Below are 20,666 nucleotides of genomic sequence, written 5' to 3'. Positions count from 1 at the left end.
GTAAAGCCGTGGTTCAATGCGCTGTCATCAATCATTAAGTTGAACTGAATGATCAGCCTCGAAGACCTGCGCATGGCCGTGACGCTGGCACGCTGCGAATCGTTGAGCGCCGCGGCACGGGCCCTTAATGTCTCGCCACCGGCGCTGTCCATGCGCCTGCGCAAACTGGAGACGCGCCTGGGCCTGACCCTGGCCAATCGCGACGCCCGGCGGCTGAGCCTGACCGCTGACGGCGAGCGTTTCTCGCGCCAGAGTGCGCTGTTGCTGGAACAGCTGGAGGCGCTGCCCGAATCGTTCAAGCAGCAAGACGATCAACTGGCCGGTACCCTCAGGCTGGCGGCACCGTTCGGCTATGGACGCCAACGCCTCGCGCCGCTGCTGGCCCGGTTTGCCAGGTTGCATCCGCAGCTATGCCTGCATCTGGACCTGCGTGAAACGCCCTGGCCTGACCGTCATGACAGCGATGCGGTGATTCACATCGGTCACCTGAGCGACAGCCAGTGGGTCGCCCGGCTCCTCACGCACAATGACCGTTGGCTGTGCGCGAGTCCCGCTTACCTGGCACAGAACGGCACACCGCTCGCGCCGGAGCAGCTCGCCGAGCATCGCTGCATCTGTATTCGTGAAAACGATGAAGATGTCACCCTGTGGCACCTGCGCAATGTGCACGGGCGCAAGACCCTGCGGATCAAGCCTGCCTTGTTGAGCAACGACGGCAGCGTGGCCCGACACTGGGCCGAACAAGGCCTGGGGCTGGTGCTGCGTTCGCAATGGGACGTCAGCAAAGCCATCGCCGACGGCCGCCTGGTACGGGTGCTCGCCGATTGGCAATTCGACAGCGCCCCCATCAACCTGCTGGTGCCTTCGCGCAAACTGCGCAGCGCGCGGGTGCAGGCGTTGGTGAGCTTCCTGGAGGCTGAACTGAAGGTCTGAATAGGACACTGTTCCTACCGAGCCACCGCCATCGCGAGCAAGCTCGCTCCCACAAGGATTTATGCTGGCCTGGAACTCACTGACCGCCACAAATTCCCTGTGGAAGCGAGCTTGCTCGCGATGGCGGCGGTACATTCAACCCGGTTATCAAGGGCTGGCCCGAGGCGTAGATTCTGCCGCTACCGTCCCGCCATACCCCCGGTTTTCGCACCATAACGGCTCTCAAACCCACAGAAACACGGGCACGACGCCCACGCCTGGAGCATCCCGCAAAGTCTGCTGAGCGAGCCCCGCAAAACGGTGGTTTGTACCAAGCGGCCGGTATTTTTAACGATTTATCCACGGTCTCATGGTGTTGTAATAAAAACGTGATGCAGCGTTGCACCGATGCCTCACGAAAGGCGCCATCGTTCGCCTCGTCGAGCCTTCAACAACAATCCAGGACCGCACTCATGAGCTTTCTTCGACCCAAGTACATCACCTTCGACTGCTACGGCACGTTGACCAATTTCCAGATGGGCACCATGACCCGCGAGCTGTTCGCCGACCGTGTCGATGCCGGGCAGATGGACCAGTTCGTCAAGGATTTCTCCGCTTATCGCCTGGACCAGGTGATGGGTGACTGGCGGCCCTATGATGAAATCATCAAGACCTCCCTGATGCGGGTCTGCAAGCGTTGGGGCGTTGAATATCGCGGCGAAGGCCAGCTCTATTACGACGCCGTGCCAACCTGGGGTCCACACGCCGATGTACCGGCGGGCCTGTCGAAAATCGCCGACAAGATCCCCCTGGTGATTTTTTCCAACGCGATGGACGAGCAGATCATGTCCAACGTCGACAAGCTCGGCGCACCGTTCCATAAAGTCTTCACGGCCCAGCAGGCCCAGGCCTACAAGCCGCGCCTGGCCGCCTTCGAATTCATGCTCGATAACCTTGGCTGCGGACCGGAAGACGTCCTGCATGTGTCGTCGAGCTTCCGCTACGACCTGATGTCGGCCCACGACATGAAGATCAAGCACAAAGCCTTCGTCGCCCGCGGTCATGAACATCCGGCCAACGCTGCCTTTGGTTACCACCAGATCTCGGACATCGGCGGGTTGCCCGCGCTGGTCGGGCTCTGAGTCTCGACGCACGCTTGAAGGCGAAAGGGGTTAGACATGGGCAGTGAGTCCTATTGGCTCGACACCGCACCGGCGTTCACCGGTGCTCAGCTCGGCGGGTTGCCCGGGCAGGTGGATGTCGCCATCGTCGGTGGCGGCTTCACCGGTTTGGCGGCGGCGCGGGCCCTGGCCTTGAAGGGGGCCAGCGTGGCGGTGCTGGAAGCGGGCAGGGTGATTGGCGAGGCGTCAGGGCGCAACGGCGGGCATTGCAGTACCGGCGTGGCCCAGGATTACGCGGCACTCACCGCCAGCCTCGGCGCCGACAAGGCTCGGGCGTATTACCAAGCCTATGAAAGCGCCGTGCAGAGCGTCGTGACGCTGGTGGAGCAAGAGCAGATCGCTTGCGACCTCAAGCGCAACGGCAAGCTCAAGCTGGCCGCCAAGCCGATGCACTACGAAGGGTTGGCGCGCACCTGTGAATTGATCCGCAAGCAAGTCGATGCCGAGGTCGAGCTGCTGTCGGCCCAGGAGACGCGGGCGGAAGTCAATTCGGCGCAGTTTCACGGTGGCCTGTTGCAGCGCAATGGCGTGCAGATGCATGTCGGGCGTTTCGGCGTCGGCCTGGCCGAAGCGGCCGCCCGTCACGGTGCGTTGATCTTCCAGGGCGTGGCGGTGCAGGACTGGAAGGCCAGTGCCGGCGGGTATCGAGTCAACACCAGCAAGGGGACGCTGCAGGCCGCGCAGATCCTGCTGGCGACCGGCACCTGTCAGCAGGGCGGCCTGGGCTGGTATCGGCGGCGGATCGTCCCGGTGGGCAGTTTCGTGGTCGCCACCGAGGTCCTGCCCCAGGCGCTGATCGACAGCTTGCTGCCGGCCCGGCGCTCCTATGTCACCAGCCGGATGATCGGTAACTACTTTCGCCTGACCCCGGACAACCGTTTGCTGTTTGGCGGCCGCGCGCGGTTTGCCATGTCCGACAGCGTGTCCGATGCCAAGAGCGGCAAGGTGTTGCAAGCGGCCATGGTGCAGATGTTCCCGCAGTTGGCGAACACCCGGATCGACTATTGCTGGGGCGGCCTGGTGGACATGACCTCCGATCGCCTGCCCCGGGCCGGCCAGCATGGCGGGGTTTATCACTCCATGGGCTACAGCGGCCACGGTGTGCAGATGTCGGTACACATGGGGCAGGTCATGGCCGAGGTCATGGCCGGCAAGGTCGAGGCCAACCCTTGGCGCGAACTGGACTGGCCGGCCATCCCCGGGCACTTCGGCAAGCCTTGGTTTTTGCCGCTGGTCGGCGCGTATTACCGCCTGCAGGACTACCTGCACTGAGTTTCACCGCGTTGTTTGGCGTTTCAACCACGTTGCGTTAACGCACGTAATCGAGCCCTATCATTTTCCGAAAGGTAGAACTGACATGAGTGACACTAAAAACGGCATCAAAGACCAGTTGATCACCGGTACAGAAAGTCTGCGTGTTTTCGAAGGGCTCAACCGCGGCATGTCGCGCCGGCATGCCTTGCAAATGCTCGGGGTGGCCGGTGTGGCCGCGGCGGGTGCCGGCAGCCTGTTCGGCGCCGCCGGCAAGCTGTTTGCCGATGAGCAGGCAAAGCCCGGCAAAGGCAAGCCCGGCGGGCGTATCCGGGTCGCCGGTATCTCCAGTTCCACCGCCGATACCCTGGACCCGGCCAAAGGCTCATCGTCCACGGACTACGTGCGCCATTACATGTTCTACAACGGCCTGACGCGTTTCGACAGCCACATGGTGCCGCAACTGGAACTGGCCGAACGCATCGACACCACCGACGCCACGCTTTGGGTGATTACCCTGCGCAAGGAAGTGACCTTCCACAATGGCAAGGGCCTCACCGCCGCCGACGTGGTGTTTTCCCTGATGCGCCACAAGGACCCGATCACCGGTTCCAAGGTCTTGCCGCTGGCCGAGCAGTTTGCCGAGGTCAAGGCCACCGGCACCCATGAAGTGCAGATACGCCTGAGCGGCCCGAATGCCGAGCTGCCATCGATCCTTGCCATTTCCCACCTGTTGATCGTCCCGGAGGGCACCAGCGACTTCAACCAGGGCATCGGCACCGGTCCGTTCAAGGTCAAGGAATTCAAGCCTGGGGTGCGTTCCATCGGTGCGCGCAACACCAACTACTGGAAGCCTGGCCTGCCGTACCTGGACGAGATCGAATTCATCGGCATTGCCGACGAGCCTTCACGGGTCAATGCATTGCTGTCGGGCGACGTGCAGATCATCAACGAGGTCAACCCGCGCTCGACCACGCGCATCAAGGACAGCACCACCCATCGCGTGGTGGATTCGCCGTCGGGTAACTACACCGACCTGATCATTCGCCAGGACCAGATGCCCGGCCAGAGCCCGGAGTTCACCGAGGCGATGAAACTGCTGCTGGACCGCGAGCAGGTCAAGTCGGCGATCTTCCGTGGCTTCGCCAGGGTCGGCAACGACCACCCGATTGCCCCCGGCGCGCGTTTCTACAATGCCGATCTGCCGCAACGGACCTACGATCCGGAAAAGGCCCGTTTCCTGCTGAAGAAGGCCGGCATGGAAAGCATTAGCATGCCGGTGATGTGCTCGCCGGCCGCCACCGGTTCGGTCGACGTTGCCGTGCTGTTGCAGCAATCGGCCAAGGAGGCTGGGCTCAAGCTCAACGTCAATCGGCTGCCGAGCGACGGCTACTGGTCCAACCACTGGGCCAAGCACCCGCTGAGCTTCGGCAACATCAACCCGCGGCCCAACGCTGACATGCTGTTTTCGCAATTCTTCCAGTCCACCGCGCCGTGGAACGAATCCGGCTGGAAAAACCCGCAGTTCGACCAGTTGCTGGTGCAGGCTCGCGGTGAAACCGATGAAGCCAAGCGCGGCAAGATGTACGCGGACATGCAGACCTTGGTGCATGACCACTGCGGCATCGGCATTCCGGTATTCATCAGCAACATCGATGGCGTCGACCAGCGCGTCAAAGGTTATGGCACCAACCCGCTGGGCGGTTTCATGGGCTATATGTTCGCCGAGCAAGTCTGGCTTGAGGCTTGATGCGTGTTGTCTTGCGGCGTGACATGGCACAAGGGGTAGGGCGATGAATAGCAACACACTATGGTTGATCGGCCGGCGCCTGGGCGCAGCGGTCGTGACCCTGTTGATCGTATCGATGGTGGTGTTCGCCATTACGGCGGTGTTGCCGGGAGACGCGGCGCAACAGTCCCTGGGACAGTTCGCCACGCCTGAGCAAGTGGCGGCCCTGCGGGTGAAGATGGGCCTGGACCAACCGGGTGTGTTGCGCTACCTGCACTGGTTGATGAGCCTGCTCAGCGGCGACATGGGCGTGTCGATCTCCAACGCCACGCCGGTCACCGAGTTGATGGCTGGCCGGGTCCCCAACACCCTGATGCTGGCGGCGGCCACGGCGCTGGTGTCGGTGCCCGTGGCGTTGGTCCTGGGCATCGGTTCGGCGATGGGGCGAGGGGGGCGCATCGACGGCTTGCTGAGTTTCTTCACCCTGACGATGGTGGCGGTGCCGGAGTTCCTGGTCGCCACCCTGGCTGTGCTGATCTTTGCGGTGAACCTGGGCTGGCTTTCGGCGCTGTCCTATTCCAGCGAGATCACTTCGCCGCTGCAATTCATGCGCACCTATGCCTTGCCGGTGATGACCCTGTGCTGCGTTATCGTCGCGCAAATGGCGCGCATGACCCGGGCGGCGGTGATCGATCAGCTCGACAGCCCCTACGTGGAAATGGCCCGCCTCAAGGGCGTGAGCCCGGTGCGGGTGGTGCTGCGCCATGCCTTGCCCAATGCCATCGGGCCGATCGCCAATGCCATCGCCCTGAGCCTGTCCTACCTGCTGGGTGGGGTGGTGATCGTCGAGACGATTTTCAACTATCCCGGTATCGCCAGCCTGATGGTCGATGCCGTGACCAACCGCGACATGGCGTTGGTCCAGGCCTGCACCATGCTGTTTTGCACGGCGTACCTGACCTTGGTGCTGGTGGCTGACCTGTGCGCGATCCTGTCCAATCCGAGGCTGAGAAACCAATGAACAATCTCATTGTGAAATCCCCGCCTGCGGCACCCGAACTGGCCTTGGGCAAGGTGTCGCGCAAAACGCCCTGGCTCGGCCTGATCGGCGCCGCGATGTGTGTGATCTGGTTGCTGGTGGCTATCTTCGGGCCATGGCTGGCGCCGCACCCGGTGGGGGAAGTGGTCTCCGACAATGTCTTTGACAACCTCAGCGCCACGTATCCGATGGGCACCGATTATCTGGGCCGTGACATGCTCAGCCGCATTCTCGTGGGCGCGCGTTTCACGGTGGGCCTGGCGTTGGTGGCGGCGGTGCTGGCCAGTGGGCTGGGCACCAGTTGCGCGCTGCTGTCGGTGGTTTCGCCGAAGTGGCTGGATGAGCTGATCAGCCGCCTGATGGACGCCTTCATTTCGATCCCGAGCAAGATGCTGGCGCTGATCATGGTTTCGGCGTTCGGCTCGTCGGTGACCCTGCTGATCTGCACGGCGGTGCTCAGCTTCATGCCGGGGGCGTTTCGTATCGCCCGCAGCATGGCGGTGAACATCGAGGCCCTGGAGTACGTGCAAGTGGCCCGCACCCGTGGCGAGCGCCGGCTGTACATCGCCTGTGTGGAAATCCTGCCCAACATGCTCAACCCGGTGCTGACCGACCTGGGCCTGCGTTTTGGCTTCATCGTCCTGCTGCTCAGCGGCATGAGCTTCCTCGGCCTGGGCGTGCAACCGCCGGATGCCGACCTGGGTTCGCTGGTGCGGGAAAACATCGGCGGCCTCAACCAGGGCGCGCCGGCCATCGTGATTCCGGCGCTGGCCATCGGCACCCTGACCATCGGCGTCAATCTGTTTATCGACCGCTTGTCTTCGCGGCGCAACCGACGTACGGGAGGCCATTGATATGAGCCAATTGATCCGAGTCGAGAACCTGCGGGTGGTCGCCTGTGGCGAGCGCAGCGAGGTGGAGATCGTCAAGGGCGTGAGTTTCTCCCTGGAGAAAGGTGAAGTGCTGGCGCTGATCGGCGAGTCCGGTTCGGGCAAGACCACCATCGCCCTGGCGCTGCTCGGTTATGCCCGGTGCGGTTGTCGCCTGGCCGGCGGCGTGGTGCAGATTGGCGAGCACGACATGCTCGCCTTGAGTGAGCGCGAACTGCAAGGCCTGCGCGGCAACCGGGTGTCGTACATCGCCCAAAGCGCCGCCGCGGCGTTCAACCCGGCCAAGCAACTTATCGACCAAGTGGTGGAAGGCGCGTTGATCCATGGCTTGGGCAGCCGGGCCGTGCTCGAAGCCAAGGCCATCGAACTGTTCCGCGACCTGGCGCTGCCCAACCCCGAATGCATCGGCCAGCGCTATCCCCACCAGGTATCCGGCGGGCAACTGCAGCGGGTGATGGCGGCCATGGCGCTGATCAGCGATCCGCTGCTGGTGGTGCTCGATGAGCCGACCACGGCCCTCGATGTGACCACCCAGATCGACGTGCTGCGCGCCTTCAAGCGGGTGGTGCGCGAGCGTGGCGCGACGGCGGTCTACGTGTCCCACGACCTGGCCGTCGTGGCGCAGATGGCCGACCAGATCGTGGTGCTCAACGGTGGGCAGATCTTCGAGCAGAGCGCTACCGCGCCGCTGCTCAAGGGCCCGGCTCATGCCTACACCCGCAGCCTGCTGGCGGCGGCACGGCCGGACACCACCATTCGCCCGCCGTGTGGCGTGGCCGAAGACACGCCGCTGCTGACCATCAAGGGCCTGACCGCCGGCTACGGCAACAAGAACCAGCACGGCATGCCGGCGATCCGGGTGCTCGAAGACATCGACCTGACCGTGCGCAGGGGCCAGGCCATCGGTGTGATCGGTGAGTCAGGCTCGGGCAAATCGACCCTGGCGCGAGTGGTGGCCGGGCTGTTGACCCCGGCCCTGGGCGGGCTGACGTTTGACGGTCAGCCATTGGGCGGCAGCCTGTCCGAACGCACGGACGAACAGTTCCGCCGCGTCCAGATGGTGTTCCAGAACGCCGACACCGCGCTCAACCCGATGCACAGCGTCAGCACCATCCTGAGCCGACCGTTGAAGATGTATTTCGGCCTCAAGGGCGCGGCGCTGCGTGAGCGTATCGGCGAGTTGCTCGACCTGGTGCGTCTGCCACGGGACATGGCCGAGCGCCGCCCGAGCGAACTCTCCGGCGGGCAAAAGCAGCGGGTCAACCTGGCCCGGGCACTGGCGGCCAAGCCGGACCTGATCCTGTGCGATGAAGTGACCTCGGCCCTCGATACCGTGGTCGGCGCGGCGATCCTCGAACTGCTGCGCGACCTGCGCCAGCAATTGGGGGTGTCCTACCTGTTCATCAGCCACGACATCTCCACGGTGCGGGCGCTGTGCGACGACATCGTGGTGATGTACAGCGGCCACAAGATTCAAGAGGGCAGCCGGCAATCGTTCGCCCAGGCGCCGTTCCATCCCTACACCGACCTGCTGATCCATTCCGTACCGGAGATGCGCCAGGGTTGGCTGGAAAGTTGTGGCGCCACCACCTGCGGCACGCTGCCGCCGTTGGGTGCGCGCGCCGAGGGGGCGCAGCTGTGCACCTTCCTCAATCGCTGCCCGGTGCGGGTCGACGGCCTGTGCAACCAAACCGCGCCGCCCCGGCAGATCATCGACGGCGGCAGCGAGGTGCTCTGTCATCACGACAGTGCCGAGCTGCTCAAGCACCAACAGGATTCAAACAGCATGATCGTGGGAGCCTACGCATGAACGCGCGTTTCGTGAGGTTGGCCGAACAGGGCCGGCCCGTCGTCAAATTGAAAGTCGATGGCGTCCCGGTCGAGGCGTTGCAGGGCGACACGCTGATGGTCGCCTTGCTGACCAACGGCCCGGCGTTGCGCCAGTCGGAATTCGATCCGGGCAGCCGGGCCGGTTTCTGCCTGATGGGCGCCTGCCAGGATTGCTGGGTCTGGACCCGCAGCGGCGAGCGCCTGCGGGCCTGCTCCAATGAAGTACGCGAAGGGCTGGACATCATCACTCAACAACCGGAGGCGATATGGCCACTGCGCGGCTGAACACCCATCGAGTCGTCATTGTCGGCGCCGGGCCGGCCGGCATCCGTTGTGCCCAGACCCTGGTCGAGGCGGGCTTCAAGCCGATCCTACTCGACGAAAACCGTCGCGATGGCGGGCAGATCTACCGGCGCCAGCCCGAAGGGTTCACCCGCAGCTACGCCACGCTGTACGGCACCGAGGCGGACAAGGCTCGTGACCTGCACGAAAGCTTCGACCGCTTGCGCCCGCAGATCGACTACCGCCCGGATACCCTGGTGTGGAACCTGACACCCGGGCAATTGTGCTGCGTCAGCCAGGGCCAGCACACGACGGTGGATTACGATGCGCTGATCCTCTGCACCGGCGCCACCGACCGCCTGATGCCCATCGAGGGCTGGCAACTGGGCGGCACCTACAGCCTCGGTGGGGCACAGATCGCCTTGAAGGCCCAGGCGGTTTCCATCGGCCATCGCGTGGTGTTCATGGGCAGCGGGCCGTTGCTGTATCTGGTCGCCAGCCAATACCTCAAGGCCGGCGCCAACGTCGCGGCGGTGCTCGATACATCGCCGCTGGGCCAGCGCATCAAAGCCTTGCCCAAACTCATGGCGCGCCCGGGTTTGCTGTTCACCGGCATGAAACTGTTGGCGCAGTTGTATCGGGCGAAAGTTGCTGTGCACCTGGGGATTTCGCCGCTGCAAATTCTGGGCGAGGCGACCTCCGGCGTCAGCGGTGTGCGGGTGCGTACCGCCAGTGGGGAAACCTTGACGGTGGCGTGCGACGCGGTGGCGCTGGGTTATCACTTGCGCCCGGAAACCCAACTGGCTGACCTCGCGGGTTGTCGCCTGCGTTTTGACGAGGCCTCCAGCCAATGGCTGCTGGACACGGATGAAGAGGGACGGACCTCGGTCAGCGGTGTCTACGCCGCCGGGGATGGTTCGAAGATCCGTGGCGCTGACGCTGCCGAGCATGCCGGGCGCCTGGTCGCCTTGGCGTTGCTCGGCGATTTGCAGCAGCCGGTGGACGCCGCGAGGGTCGCCGAGCAGCGCCAGGCGCTCAAGGTGATGGACGCGTTTCGCCTCGGCCTGGCCCAGGCGTTTCCCTGGCCAGCGGCACAAGCCAAGGCCTTGCCGGACGAAGCCATCGTCTGCCGCTGCGAGATGATCAGCGCCGGCGAACTGCGCCGCACCGTCAGCGAAAAGGGCGCCTGTGAAGTCAACCGGGCCAAGGCGTTCAGTCGGGTCGGCATGGGCCGCTGCCAGGGGCGTTATTGCTCCCAGGCTGGGGCCGAAGTGATTGCTGCAGCAGCGGGTGTCCAGGTGCAAGAGGTGGGGCGCCAGCGCGGCCAGGCCCCCGTCAAACCACTTTCAATGCTCACACGGGAGGTGACGCCATGACGGTCAATAAAGCCGATGTGGTGATTGTCGGCGGCGGCCTGATGGGCTCGGCGGCGGCGTTTTTCCTGCGCCAACGGGGGCAGTCGGTGATCCTGCTGGAGCGTGACCAGATCGGCCAGTACGCCAGCGGCGTGAACTTCGGCAACGTGCGGCGCCAGGGGCGTTTTCTCGGCCAACTGGAACTGGCGAACCGCTCCTGGGCGCTGTGGAAACGCCTGCCGGAGCTGATCGACGACGACCTGGAGTTCATCGCCAGCGGGCACATGCGCGTGTGTTATCGCGAGGATGAAATCCCTGAGCTCGAGGCTTATGCGGCCGCCCCCGAAGCGGCGCAACTGGACTTGAAGATCTATCGCGGCAGCGAACTGCACGCGCGTTTTCCGTTTCTCGGCAAGGACGTCAAGGGCGGCTCCTATGCGCCGCACGACGGTCACGCCAACCCGCGTCTGGCAGCCCCGGCCTTTGCCCGGGCGGCACGGCGGCTCGGTGCTCGCATCGAGGAACGCACCGAGGTGGCCCAGGTGCAGAAGGTCGGTGACGGGTTCAGCATCAGCACCACCGATGGCCGCCAGTTCAGCGCCGCCCAACTGTTGATTACCGCGGGCGCCTGGGGCCAGAAGCTCTCGGCGCAATTCGGCGAGCCGGTGCCGCTGGAAACCAACGGCCCGCAAATGGCCGTCACCGAACCGGTGCCTTACGCCTTGCCGACGGTGATCGGCGTGTACACCAAGATTCCTGAAGAAGTGATCTATTTCCGCCAGATTCCCCGGGGCAATATCATCATCGGCGGCGGCTATCGCAGCAAGCCGGACATGCTCAACCGCCGGGCTTATGTCGAGCCGCGCAGCATTCTCAATCAATTGGACCAGATGCGTCGGCTGCTGCCGGGGGTCGGCAATCTCAACATCATCCGCGTGTGGAGCGGCATCGAAGGTTACCTGTCCGATTCCCTGCCGGTGATGGGGCCCAGTGGCAACGTCGATGGCTTGTACTATGCGTTCGGCTTCAGCGGCCATGGCTTCCAGCTCGGTCCGGGCGTTGGCGATGTCATGGCTGAACTGATCAGCACGGGCAGTACTCGAACCTTCATCGAGCCGTTCTCCATCCGCCGGTTCGCCCTTTCCGCCGAGCAACGGAGCAAGGCCTCATGAAACCCCGCGTGTTAGCCATTTTCGAACGCTTGCTGGCGTTTGAAACGGTCTCTTCAGAATCGAACCTGGCCCTGATCGAGTACGTGCGCGAGCTGTTGCTGGGCAAGGGCATCGAGTCGTTGATCGTCAAGGATGAGAGTGGCAAGAAGGCCAACCTGTTCGCCAGCACCGGCCCAAGTGACTTGCCTGGAGTCCTGCTGTCCGGCCACACCGACGTAGTGCCGGCGGCGGGGCAGGCCTGGACCGTCCCGGCGTTCCAGGCGACCGTGCGCGACGGGCGGGTCTACGGACGTGGCAGTTGTGACATGAAAGGTTTCATCGCGCTGGCCATCGACGCCATGCTCGATGCCGCCGACCATTCGCTGAACCGGCCATTGCAACTGGCACTTTCCCACGACGAAGAAATTGGTTGCGTGGGCGTGCGGCGCTTGCTCGACGTGCTGCACCTGGCGCCGGTGCGGCCGTTTTTGTGCGTGATCGGCGAGCCGACCAACATGCAGTTCGTGCTCGGCCACAAGGGCAAGGGTTCCTATCGCACCTACTGTCGCGGCCTGGAGGCGCACTCATCGCTGGCACCGCGCTCGGTCAATGCGATTCACGTGGCCTGCGATTTCATCGCGGCGTTGCGCCAGAGCCAGCAGCAGTTGCAAGAGCAGGGCGCTCAGGACCCAGACTACGACGTGCCCTACAGCACTGTGCATGTCGGGCAGATTGTTGGCGGCAAGGCCCTGAACATTGTGCCGAACCTGTGCACCCTGGATTTCGAAGTGCGCAATTTGCCGGATGACGATCTGGACCTGTTCCTGGAGCAACTGCGCGAACGCGCCGAGGTGATCGTGCGCGAGGCGAAAAAACTCTCCAGCGTCGCGGACATCGAGATCGAAACCCTCAACGTCTATCCGGGCCTCGATACCCATCCGAGCGTCGAAGCGGTGCGCTTCCTGAAAAACTTCGTCACCCCGGACACCGGCACCGCCAAGGTCTCCTTCGGCACCGAGGGCGGCCTGTTCAAACAGCGCCTGGACGTACCCGTGGTGGTCTGCGGCCCGGGCTCCATCGAACAGGCGCACAAGCCTGATGAGTTCATCGAGATCAGCCAGATGGAGGCGGGGGAGCGGTTTCTGGAAGGGTTGCTCGGCTCCCTGAAAATCTAAGCCCTGCACAGAAAAAAATGTGGGAGCACACCTGCAGGAGCACACTTGTGGGAGCAAAGCTGTAGGAGCAAAGCTGTAGGAGCAAAGCTGTAGGAGCATACCTGTGGGAGTACACCTATAGGAGCACACCTGTAGGAGCACAGCTTGCTCGCGATGAACGATGACACGGTCTTGATTGATGTCGCCTGATCCACCGCCATCGCGAGCAAGCTTTGCTCCCACAGTGCTCAGTGCTCAGTCTTCAGTGTTCAGTGCTCAGTCTTCAGTGCTCAGTGCTCAGTGCTCAGTGCTCAGTGTTCAGTGTTCAGTGTTCAGTGCTCAGTGCTCAGTGCTCAGTCTTCAGTCTTCGGTGTTTAGCCAGGGGCCTCGGTAGAGCCTGCCGTCCCACCTCGAAACTTCAGCATCCAACACTGCCCAAACCCCGCTTTCAGCATCCTGCCCCGTGGCATCTCCTTAGACTGGAATCACCTCGGAACAGGACGCGACCATGCTCAAGAATCAATTGAAAGACCCCAGCCTGTTGGCAGAACTTGCTTACGTCGACGGTCAGTGGATCGGCGCCGATAACGCCGCCACCCTTGACGTCATTGACCCGGCCACCGGCCAGGTACTCGCCCGTGTACCGGCCATGCAAGGCGTGGAAACCCGGCGCGCCATCGAGGCCGCCGAGCGGGCCTGGCCGGCGTGGCGCGCGCGTCCGGCGGCCGAAAGGGCAGCGCTGTTGGAGCGCTGGTATCAAGCCATGATGGACAACCTCGACGACCTCGCGCTGATCATGACTCGTGAACAGGGCAAACCGTTGAACGAAGCCAAGGGCGAAATCCGCTACGGGGCCGGTTTCGCCAAATGGTTTGCCGAAGAGGCCCGGCGGGTCTATGGCGAAACCATCCCGGCGCCCAGCGGCGACCGACGCCTGCTCACGCTCAAGCAACCGGTGGGTGTCTGCGCAGCCATCACCCCATGGAATTTCCCTAATGCAATGATCACTCGCAAGTGCGCCCCGGCCTTGGCGGCGGGCTGCCCGGTCATTGTCAAACCCTCGGACCTGACCCCCTTGTCAGCCCTGGCCCTGGCGGTGCTGGCCGAGCGGGTCGGGATTCCGGCCGGGGTGTTCAATGTCGTGACGGGTATGCCCGCCGGTATCGGCGAAGAACTGACCGGCAACCCGACGGTGCGCAAGATTTCCTTTACCGGTTCTACGGCGGTCGGGCGCTTGCTGATGCGCCAGAGCGCCGAGCACATCAAGCGCTTGAGCCTGGAACTGGGCGGCAACGCGCCGTTCATCGTGTTTGACGATGCGGACCTGGAGCAGGCAGTGGCCGGCATCATGCTCAGCAAGTTTCGCAACGCTGGCCAGACCTGCGTCTGCGCCAACCGCATCCTGGTGCAGGACGGCATCTACGAGCGCTTCGCCGCGCGCCTGGTGCAAGAGGTGGGCAAACTCAAGGTTGGCAATGGGCTGGAGGCTGACGTGATGATCGGCCCGCTGATCAACCTCGCGGCGGTGAACAAAGTCGCCCGGCACATCGACGATGCGTTGAGCCAGGGCGCGCGCCTGCTTTGTGGCGGTGTTCCCGAGGGCGACAGCCAATTCGTCCAGCCAACGGTACTGGGCGAGGCCCACGCCGGGATGTTGCTGGCCAATGAAGAAACCTTTGGCCCGGTGGCGCCGCTGATGCGCTTTACTACTGAAGAGCAGGCCCTGGCCCTGGCCAATGCCACGCCGTATGGCCTGGGCGCTTATTACTTCACCCAGGACCTGCGCCGTTCATGGCGTTTCGGCGAGGCGCTGGAGTTCGGCATGGTCGGTCTTAACACCGGAATCATTTCCATGGAAGTCGCACCCTTCGGCGGCATCAAGCAGTCGGGCCTGGGGCGCGAAGGCAGCAAGTACGGCCTGGACGAATACCTTGAAGTCAAAGCCTTCCACATCGGTGGGCTGTGATGCGACCGTCATTTGAACAGACACCAGGGAGCCACGATTGATGAGCAAACCATTTCGAATCGCTGCCATTGCCGGCGATGGCATCGGCAAGGAAGTCCTGCCTGAAGGGCTGAGAGTGTTGGAGCAGGCCGCGAAAAAGTGGCAGTTGTCGCTGGAGATCGAAGTGCTCGATTGGGCCCATTGCGATTACTACCTGGAGCACGGGGAGATGATGCCCGCCGACTGGTTTGAACAACTCAAGGGCTTCGACGCGATCTACTTCGGCGCCGTGGGTTGGCCGGACAAGGTGCCGGATCATGTTTCCCTGTGGGGCTCGTTGCTCAAGTTCCGTCGCGACTTCGACCAGTACGTGAACATCCGCCCGGTGCGGCTGTTCCCGGGGGTACCGTGTCCGTTGGCCGGGCGCAAGGCGGGGGACATCGACTTCGTGGTGATCCGCGAGAACACCGAGGGCGAGTATTCGTCGGTGGGCGGCAAGATGTTCGAAGGCACCGAGCATGAGTTCGTGCTGCAGGAGTCGGTGTTCACCCGCCGAGGTGTCGACCGAATCCTGAAGTTCGCCTTCGACCTGGCCCAGACCCGACCGCGCAAACGCCTGACGGCGGCAACCAAGTCCAACGGCATCTCCATCAGCATGCCGTATTGGGACGAGCGCACGGCATTGATGGCCGAGCAGTACCCGGACGTGAAGTGGGACAAGCAGCACATCGACATCCTCTGCGCCCGCTTTGTATTGCAGCCCGACCGGTTTGATGTGGTGGTGGCGTCGAACCTGTTCGGCGACATCCTCTCCGACCTGGGCCCGGCCTGCGCCGGCACCATCGGCATCGCACCGTCGGCCAACCTCGATCCGGAGCGCCGCTACCCATCGCTGTTCGAACCGGTGCATGGCTCGGCGCCCGATATTTATGGGCAGAACATCGCCAACCCGATCGCGATGATCTGGTCCGGCGCCTTGATGCTCGATTTCCTGGGTAACGGCGATGAGCGCTACCGTGCGGCCCATGATGGGATTCTCAAGGCCATCGAACAGGTGATCGCCGAAGGCCCCATCACCCCCGACCTGGGTGGACAAGGCTCGACCCAGGACGTTGGCCGGGCCATCGCCGCGATGCTCTGAGGCTTGACCTGACCTGCGACACCTTTTGCCCGCTCACACTGCGGGCTTTTTTATTCCTGATGACCCACAAACTCCACACCCACCACAAATCCCCTGTGGGAGCAAAGCTTGCTCGCGAAAGCGGTGGGTCAGCTAGTGGTGATGTTGGATGTGCCGCCGCCATCGCGAGCAAGCTTTGCTCCCACATTGGGTTCTCGGTTTACCGCAGATTTCACATCCACCGACAACCCCCCTGTGGGAGCAAAGCTTGCTCGCGATAGCGCCAGTGCTGCCGTACGCCGAACTATTTAACGACGTACACCTTGCGCACATAAACGCTGCTTTTCCAGGCGCACGGTGCATTCAGCGGGACGAATACGGTATCGCCGGTGTTGACCGTCAAGTCGCTGCCATCGGCTGCCTGCAAGGTGACGCTGCCTTCGAGCAGGTGCATCAGTTCATGCAGTTTGTGCGGTCGTGACTTACGGGTGTAGGGCGTCGAGTCCCAGATACCGATGCGCAGGTTGCTCGCTTGCTCGACGAACAGGTTGTGCGAACGACATTGCGGCGGCGGGCTGAGCAGGATCGCGTCATCGGGTGCTGCGGAAGGCGAAAGCAGGGTGTGGGCGGGGAGCGCCGTCAGCCCGGGAAGGTTTGCTTCGATGCGCTGGGTGTCGGCACAGAAGGCCCAGAGCGAGCCGGGTTGCGCCTCGACCTCCAGCGACGTCCCCCGACCGATCACCGCACTTTCACCCGGTTTGAGCTGCAGCGTCTGCCCCTGGCTGCGCAGCGTTATTGCGCCGGCATGCACCACGAGCGTCTCACTGAAGGGGTATTCATCGACGCTGAACAGTCCGCTCGTCCGGACCACGCCGGCAGCCATGCCATCGGCGCCGGCATAGGCGATGAGTCGGTCGAACGGATCGTTGGCGCCCAGCGATCCCGGGGTGAACGGGGTTGAGGCAAGGCTGCCATCGGCGTGTGCCAACAGCACTGCGGTGGGTTCGAGCATGAGGGTGATTCTCCAGGGAAGCGTTGAGGGGCGTGTGGGTTTTCAGCCAATGGCCTGGGTCACCGGCGCAAATTGCCGAACCGAACCGGTCGCCTGCGGGGGCGTGCCCCGTGCCATTTGGGCGACGGTGTCGACCTGCTTGAGCCCGGCCTCTTCCAGCCAAGGGGCCAGGCCGCTGTTTGAAGGGATGTCGATGCGAACGAATGCGTCCGGCACTTGAGCCAGCAGCACGGCGATCAAGTGCTGGGCCTGTTCCAGGTTCTGGGCGATGACCGGGCCAATGCAGCGACCACGACCGAACGGGCGCAGCAGGGCGAAGGCGCACAAGTGACCGTCGCGCTCGATACCCACTGAATGTTCAACGACCTCGAACAGATCATTGAGCACGGCGCTCCGCTCCAGCCCGCTCCCGGCATTGGCCAGTTCGATCAGCTCGGCGTGATCGGCTTCGCTCAGCTCGCGGCAGCGTTCGCCGGCGGCCAGTTCCAGTGGGGCCGGTACCAGCGCTTGCCCTTGATGCTGCTGAATATGCCCAAAATCAACGAACCCCTGGCTCGCATACAGCGGGGCACCGGCCAGGGTCGCATTGAGGATGGCGGTCCGCGAGCCGCACGCTTCGATCGCCAGTTCCATCAGCTTGCGACCGATCCCCTGGCCCTGATACTCATCGTCGACAATCACCAGGCCGATGGTGGCGTAGTCCCCCTGGGCGCAGGTGAACGCCGTTCCAATCAAACGGCCCTGGTCTTGCACGACAAACCCCTGGGCGACGCGTTGCAACATCGCCCAGTCTTCCAGGCGATGGGGCCATTTCAACTGCACGGACAAGGCATGGGCCGCAGGCACGTCGGTGGCGGTCATGGCGCGATAGATGTAGGTAGGGCGTTGCGAAGTGGACATGGCTGATCACCATAAAATTAGGAACGAAATCGGATGGATGTGTGCGCTGAAAGTCTTTGTATCTCACCTGCCTCCGGGCCTGGCAAGTGCGGTAAATCGATTCGGTAGCTTCCATAAGCAACGGCTCTGTCGGCCACATTTCTTGCTCAAATCATAGGCTTGGCCAGCAGTAAATACCGGGTCGGATTTCATGGTTCAGCGCAAAGATGGAGCTGCCTGCAGGCGCCGTGTAGGAGCTGCCGAGTGCAACGAGGCTGCGATCTTTTCCCTGGCAATTGAGTCCCAAGCGAAAGATCAAAAGATCAAAGGATCGTCCGAACGGGGCCGAGCCTTCGCCTGCTCCTACAGGGCTGCGATCAGTAGCTGCGCTCACGATCAACCAGGCCCAGCATCGATTCGTCCCGTTGATGCCGACGGATGTTCTCCAACAACACGGCAAATGCGCTCTCGGGTTGGGTCATCGCCGCGATATGCGGTGTCAGCAGGATCTGTGGATGGCTCCAGAATGGATGATCAGGGGGCGCCGGCTCCTGCTCCAGCACGTCCAGCACCGCGGCGCTGAGTTGGCCGTCGGCAAGGGCTTCAAGCAGGTCCTCTTCCACCAGGTGCCCACCCCGGCCCATGTTGACCAACGCTGCGCCCTTGGGCAGGTGTTGGAACAGCTGGCGGTTGAGGATCCCTCGGGTCTGCTCGGTCAACGGCAGGACGCACAGCACAATGTCGCACTGGCCGAGAAACGCCGGCAGTTGCTCCTCGCCAGCAAAGCACGCGACCCCGTCGATGCGATGCTCGCTGCGGGCCCAGCCCGACAAGGCAAAACCAAAGGTCTTCAAGGTGGCGAGTATCTGCCGAGCCTGCAAACCCAGGCCCATGACGCCCACCCGGCGTTGCCCGGCGGGCACCAGCCGGTGCGCTTGCCAGCACCGTTCGGCCTGTTGCTGGCGGTAGCGCAACATGTCCCGGTGCAGGCTGAGCACAGCGAAACTGGCGTACTCGCACATGCCTTGGCTGATGCCCGGGTCGAGCAAGCGCACCACCGGCAGCGCCGTCGGCAAACGATCGAGGTCGAGTTGATCCACGCCGGCAGACAAGGCGAACAGCACCTGCAGATTCGGCAACAGTGTTTCGAGCTCGTCCGGTGCCTGCCAGGCCGCCAGGTACTGGATATCCCGCGGGTCGCCGATGTCTGGCCAGGCACGCCATTCGATGTCCGGCGCGTGTTCGGCGAACAGGCGCCGCCAGTGTTCGCCGCGTACCGGGTCAGCTTTATAGAGCAGGGCCATGGGTCACTTCTCGCCTGAAATCAAGGAGCCCCTAGCATGCCTCAACGCCAGAGCAGGATCTGTCGAAAGGGCCGGCGTAGCAGCATCGCGCTGCGTTGCAAGGTGCCTCTTGCGGCAGATTCCATGGGGCTGGAATGCCTCTGGAGGATTCTGCTGTTTGCCGGGGTGTAAACAGTCGATCCGAATTTCTCAACGACCAAGTTCGGCTTAGACAATCGCGTCGAACGCTTAACCTGTGAACACACCGCAGCCGCTTCCTGGGTGCGAGGCTCACGATGGGAAATGCCAATGAACAGTAAAGTCGAAGAAACCCCAAGTTTGCTCCGTCAGCGTGATCAATTCGTGCCACGTGGCCTGGTCACCGCGCACCCGCTGGTGATCGATCGGGCCCAGGGCTCGGAATTATGGGACGTGGACGGCAAGCGCTACCTGGACTTCGTCGGCGGCATCGGTGTGTTGAACATCGGCCACAATCACCCCAAGGTCGTCGCGGCCGTTCAGGCCCAGTTGCAGAAAGTCTCCCATGCCTGCTTCCAGGTCGTGGCCTATAAGCCTTACCTGGACCTGGCCCAGCGCCTGTGCGAAATGATCGGCGGTCAGCAGGCCTATAAAGCGGCATTTTTCACCTCGGGGGCCGAAGCGGTGGAAAACGCGGTGAAGATTGCCCGGGCTCACACCAACCGCTCGGCCGTGATTGCCTTTCGCGGCGGGTTTCATGGCCGGACCTTGCTCGGCACCACGCTGACCGGCATGAGCCAGCCGTATAAACAGAACTTTGGCCCGTTCGCCCCGGAGGTCTTCCACACGCCCTATCCGAATGCCTATCGCGGCGTCACCAGCGCCATGGCGCTCCAGGCACTGGACGAGCTGTTGGCCACTCAAGTGGCGCCTGAGCGGGTCGCGGCCATCATCATCGAACCGGTGCAGGGCGATGGCGGTTTCCTCTCGGCTCCCGTCGAGTTTTTGCAGGGCCTGCGCGCACTGACGCAAAAGCATGGCATTGTCTTGATTCTCGATGAAATCCAGACCGGTTTCGGTCGCACCGGTAAATGGTTCGGTTTCCAGCACGCCGGTATCCAGCCGGACCTGGTCACGGTCGCCAAGAGCCTCGCCGGCGGCTTGCCGTTGTCGGGTGTGGTCGGCAAGGCCGAGATCATGGACGCGCCACTGCCGGGTGGCCTGGGCGGTACTTACGGCGGTAATGCGCTGTCGTGCGCGGCGGCGCTGGCGGTGATCGAGGCGTACGAACAAGAACAGCTGCTGGCCCGTGGGGAAGTCCTGGGTAAACGCCTGCGCCAGGGCCTGCTGCATTTGCAAACCCGTTACCCGCAGATCGGCGACGTGCGCGGCAGCGGTTTCATGCTGGCGATCGAACTGATCAAAAATGACGAGGCACGTACCCCGGACGCCGACTTGAATCAACGCCTGATCGACGAAGCTCGGGCCGGTGGTTTGCTGGTGATCAAGTGCGGGGTGTACCGCAACGTCTTGCGCTTCCTGGCGCCGCTGGTGACCAGCGAGGCGCAGATCGACGAAGCGTTGCAGATTCTCGACGGCGCCTTGGCACGCGTCCTGGGCTGATGCCTGCGTTCATGACGTTTGCCTGGGCAAGCGTCAGTGGCAGTTAATGGA

The 20,666-nt window shown here is 63.2% G+C and carries 17 protein-coding genes; 14 read left to right on the top strand and 3 right to left on the bottom strand.

All coding sequences use genetic code 11. The features are described 5' to 3' along the window. Positions 1-48 precede the first annotated feature (48 nt). From AC09SL_RS13865 to AC09SL_RS13805, 13 genes are all read left to right on the top strand, one after another. Positions 49-933 (top strand): LysR family transcriptional regulator, encoded by an 885-nt coding sequence (locus AC09SL_RS13865; RefSeq protein ID WP_058544726.1) that lies wholly within the window; start codon positions 49-51, stop codon positions 931-933. Positions 934-1,385: 452 nt separating this feature from the next. Beyond that, positions 1,386-2,054, top strand: a complete 669-nt coding sequence (locus AC09SL_RS13860) for a haloacid dehalogenase type II (RefSeq protein ID WP_018601252.1) — start codon at positions 1,386-1,388, stop codon at positions 2,052-2,054. Positions 2,055-2,090: 36 nt separating this feature from the next. Continuing rightward, complete coding sequence (locus AC09SL_RS13855) at positions 2,091-3,365, top strand: NAD(P)/FAD-dependent oxidoreductase (protein WP_058544727.1); 1,275 nt, start codon at positions 2,091-2,093, stop codon at positions 3,363-3,365. A gap of 85 nt (positions 3,366-3,450) precedes the next feature. Continuing rightward, positions 3,451-5,094 carry an ABC transporter substrate-binding protein gene (locus AC09SL_RS13850; RefSeq protein WP_058544728.1) on the top strand — a complete coding sequence of 548 codons (1,644 nt, stop codon included), beginning with the start codon at positions 3,451-3,453 and terminating at the stop codon, positions 5,092-5,094. A gap of 43 nt (positions 5,095-5,137) precedes the next feature. Continuing rightward, entirely contained in the window at positions 5,138-6,094 is a 957-nt protein-coding gene (locus AC09SL_RS13845) for an ABC transporter permease (RefSeq protein ID WP_058544729.1), read from the top strand. After that, the gene (locus tag AC09SL_RS13840; RefSeq protein ID WP_058544730.1) at positions 6,091-6,966 is read left to right on the top strand and encodes an ABC transporter permease; all 876 of its coding nucleotides are present in this window, start codon (positions 6,091-6,093) and stop codon (positions 6,964-6,966) included. Before AC09SL_RS13845 ends, AC09SL_RS13840 begins: the two co-directional genes overlap by 4 nt. 1 nt (position 6,967) lies before the next feature. Then, positions 6,968-8,812 (top strand): ABC transporter ATP-binding protein, encoded by a 1,845-nt coding sequence (locus AC09SL_RS13835; protein WP_058544731.1) that lies wholly within the window; start codon positions 6,968-6,970, stop codon positions 8,810-8,812. Further along, a complete protein-coding gene (locus tag AC09SL_RS13830) occupies positions 8,809-9,117 on the top strand; it encodes a (2Fe-2S)-binding protein (RefSeq protein WP_058544732.1) in 309 nt (102 codons plus the stop codon). Before AC09SL_RS13835 ends, AC09SL_RS13830 begins: the two co-directional genes overlap by 4 nt. After that, the gene (locus AC09SL_RS13825) at positions 9,099-10,490 is read left to right on the top strand and encodes an FAD/NAD(P)-dependent oxidoreductase (protein ID WP_058544733.1); all 1,392 of its coding nucleotides are present in this window, start codon (positions 9,099-9,101) and stop codon (positions 10,488-10,490) included. The genes AC09SL_RS13830 and AC09SL_RS13825 overlap by 19 nt, the downstream gene beginning before the upstream one ends. Then, positions 10,487-11,641, top strand: a complete 1,155-nt coding sequence (locus tag AC09SL_RS13820; RefSeq protein WP_058544734.1) for an NAD(P)/FAD-dependent oxidoreductase — start codon at positions 10,487-10,489, stop codon at positions 11,639-11,641. The genes AC09SL_RS13825 and AC09SL_RS13820 overlap by 4 nt, the downstream gene beginning before the upstream one ends. Continuing rightward, positions 11,638-12,795 carry an acetylornithine deacetylase gene (gene argE / locus AC09SL_RS13815; RefSeq protein WP_058544735.1) on the top strand — a complete coding sequence of 386 codons (1,158 nt, stop codon included), beginning with the start codon at positions 11,638-11,640 and terminating at the stop codon, positions 12,793-12,795. The genes AC09SL_RS13820 and argE overlap by 4 nt, the downstream gene beginning before the upstream one ends. Before the next feature lie 487 nt (positions 12,796-13,282). Further along, positions 13,283-14,740, top strand: a complete 1,458-nt coding sequence (locus AC09SL_RS13810) for an NAD-dependent succinate-semialdehyde dehydrogenase (protein WP_058544736.1) — start codon at positions 13,283-13,285, stop codon at positions 14,738-14,740. A gap of 40 nt (positions 14,741-14,780) precedes the next feature. Further along, a complete protein-coding gene (locus AC09SL_RS13805; RefSeq protein WP_058544737.1) occupies positions 14,781-15,860 on the top strand; it encodes a tartrate dehydrogenase in 1,080 nt (359 codons plus the stop codon). 283 nt (positions 15,861-16,143) lie between these two features. Here AC09SL_RS13805 and AC09SL_RS13800 read toward each other — a convergent pair whose 3' ends face one another. From AC09SL_RS13800 to AC09SL_RS13790, 3 genes are all read right to left on the bottom strand, one after another. Further along, on the bottom strand, positions 16,144-16,851 hold the full coding sequence (locus AC09SL_RS13800) for a cupin domain-containing protein (protein ID WP_058544738.1): 708 nt from the start codon (positions 16,849-16,851) through the stop codon (positions 16,144-16,146). A 42-nt stretch (positions 16,852-16,893) separates the two neighbouring features. After that, positions 16,894-17,751, bottom strand: a complete 858-nt coding sequence (locus tag AC09SL_RS13795) for a GNAT family N-acetyltransferase (protein WP_058544739.1) — start codon at positions 17,749-17,751, stop codon at positions 16,894-16,896. A gap of 356 nt (positions 17,752-18,107) precedes the next feature. Next, complete coding sequence (locus AC09SL_RS13790; RefSeq protein WP_058544740.1) at positions 18,108-19,034, bottom strand: 2-hydroxyacid dehydrogenase; 927 nt, start codon at positions 19,032-19,034, stop codon at positions 18,108-18,110. Between the two features lie 288 nt (positions 19,035-19,322). On the opposite strand from AC09SL_RS13790, the gene gabT reads away from it, so the two are divergent. Next, positions 19,323-20,615 (top strand): 4-aminobutyrate--2-oxoglutarate transaminase, encoded by a 1,293-nt coding sequence (gene gabT, locus AC09SL_RS13785; RefSeq protein WP_058544741.1) that lies wholly within the window; start codon positions 19,323-19,325, stop codon positions 20,613-20,615. The last annotated feature ends 51 nt before the right edge of the window (positions 20,616-20,666 follow it).

The organism is Pseudomonas sp. PF05, assembly GCF_056521845.1.
The sequence above is the reverse complement of the archived record's forward strand: the minus strand, read 5'-3'. Positions and strand labels throughout refer to the sequence as shown.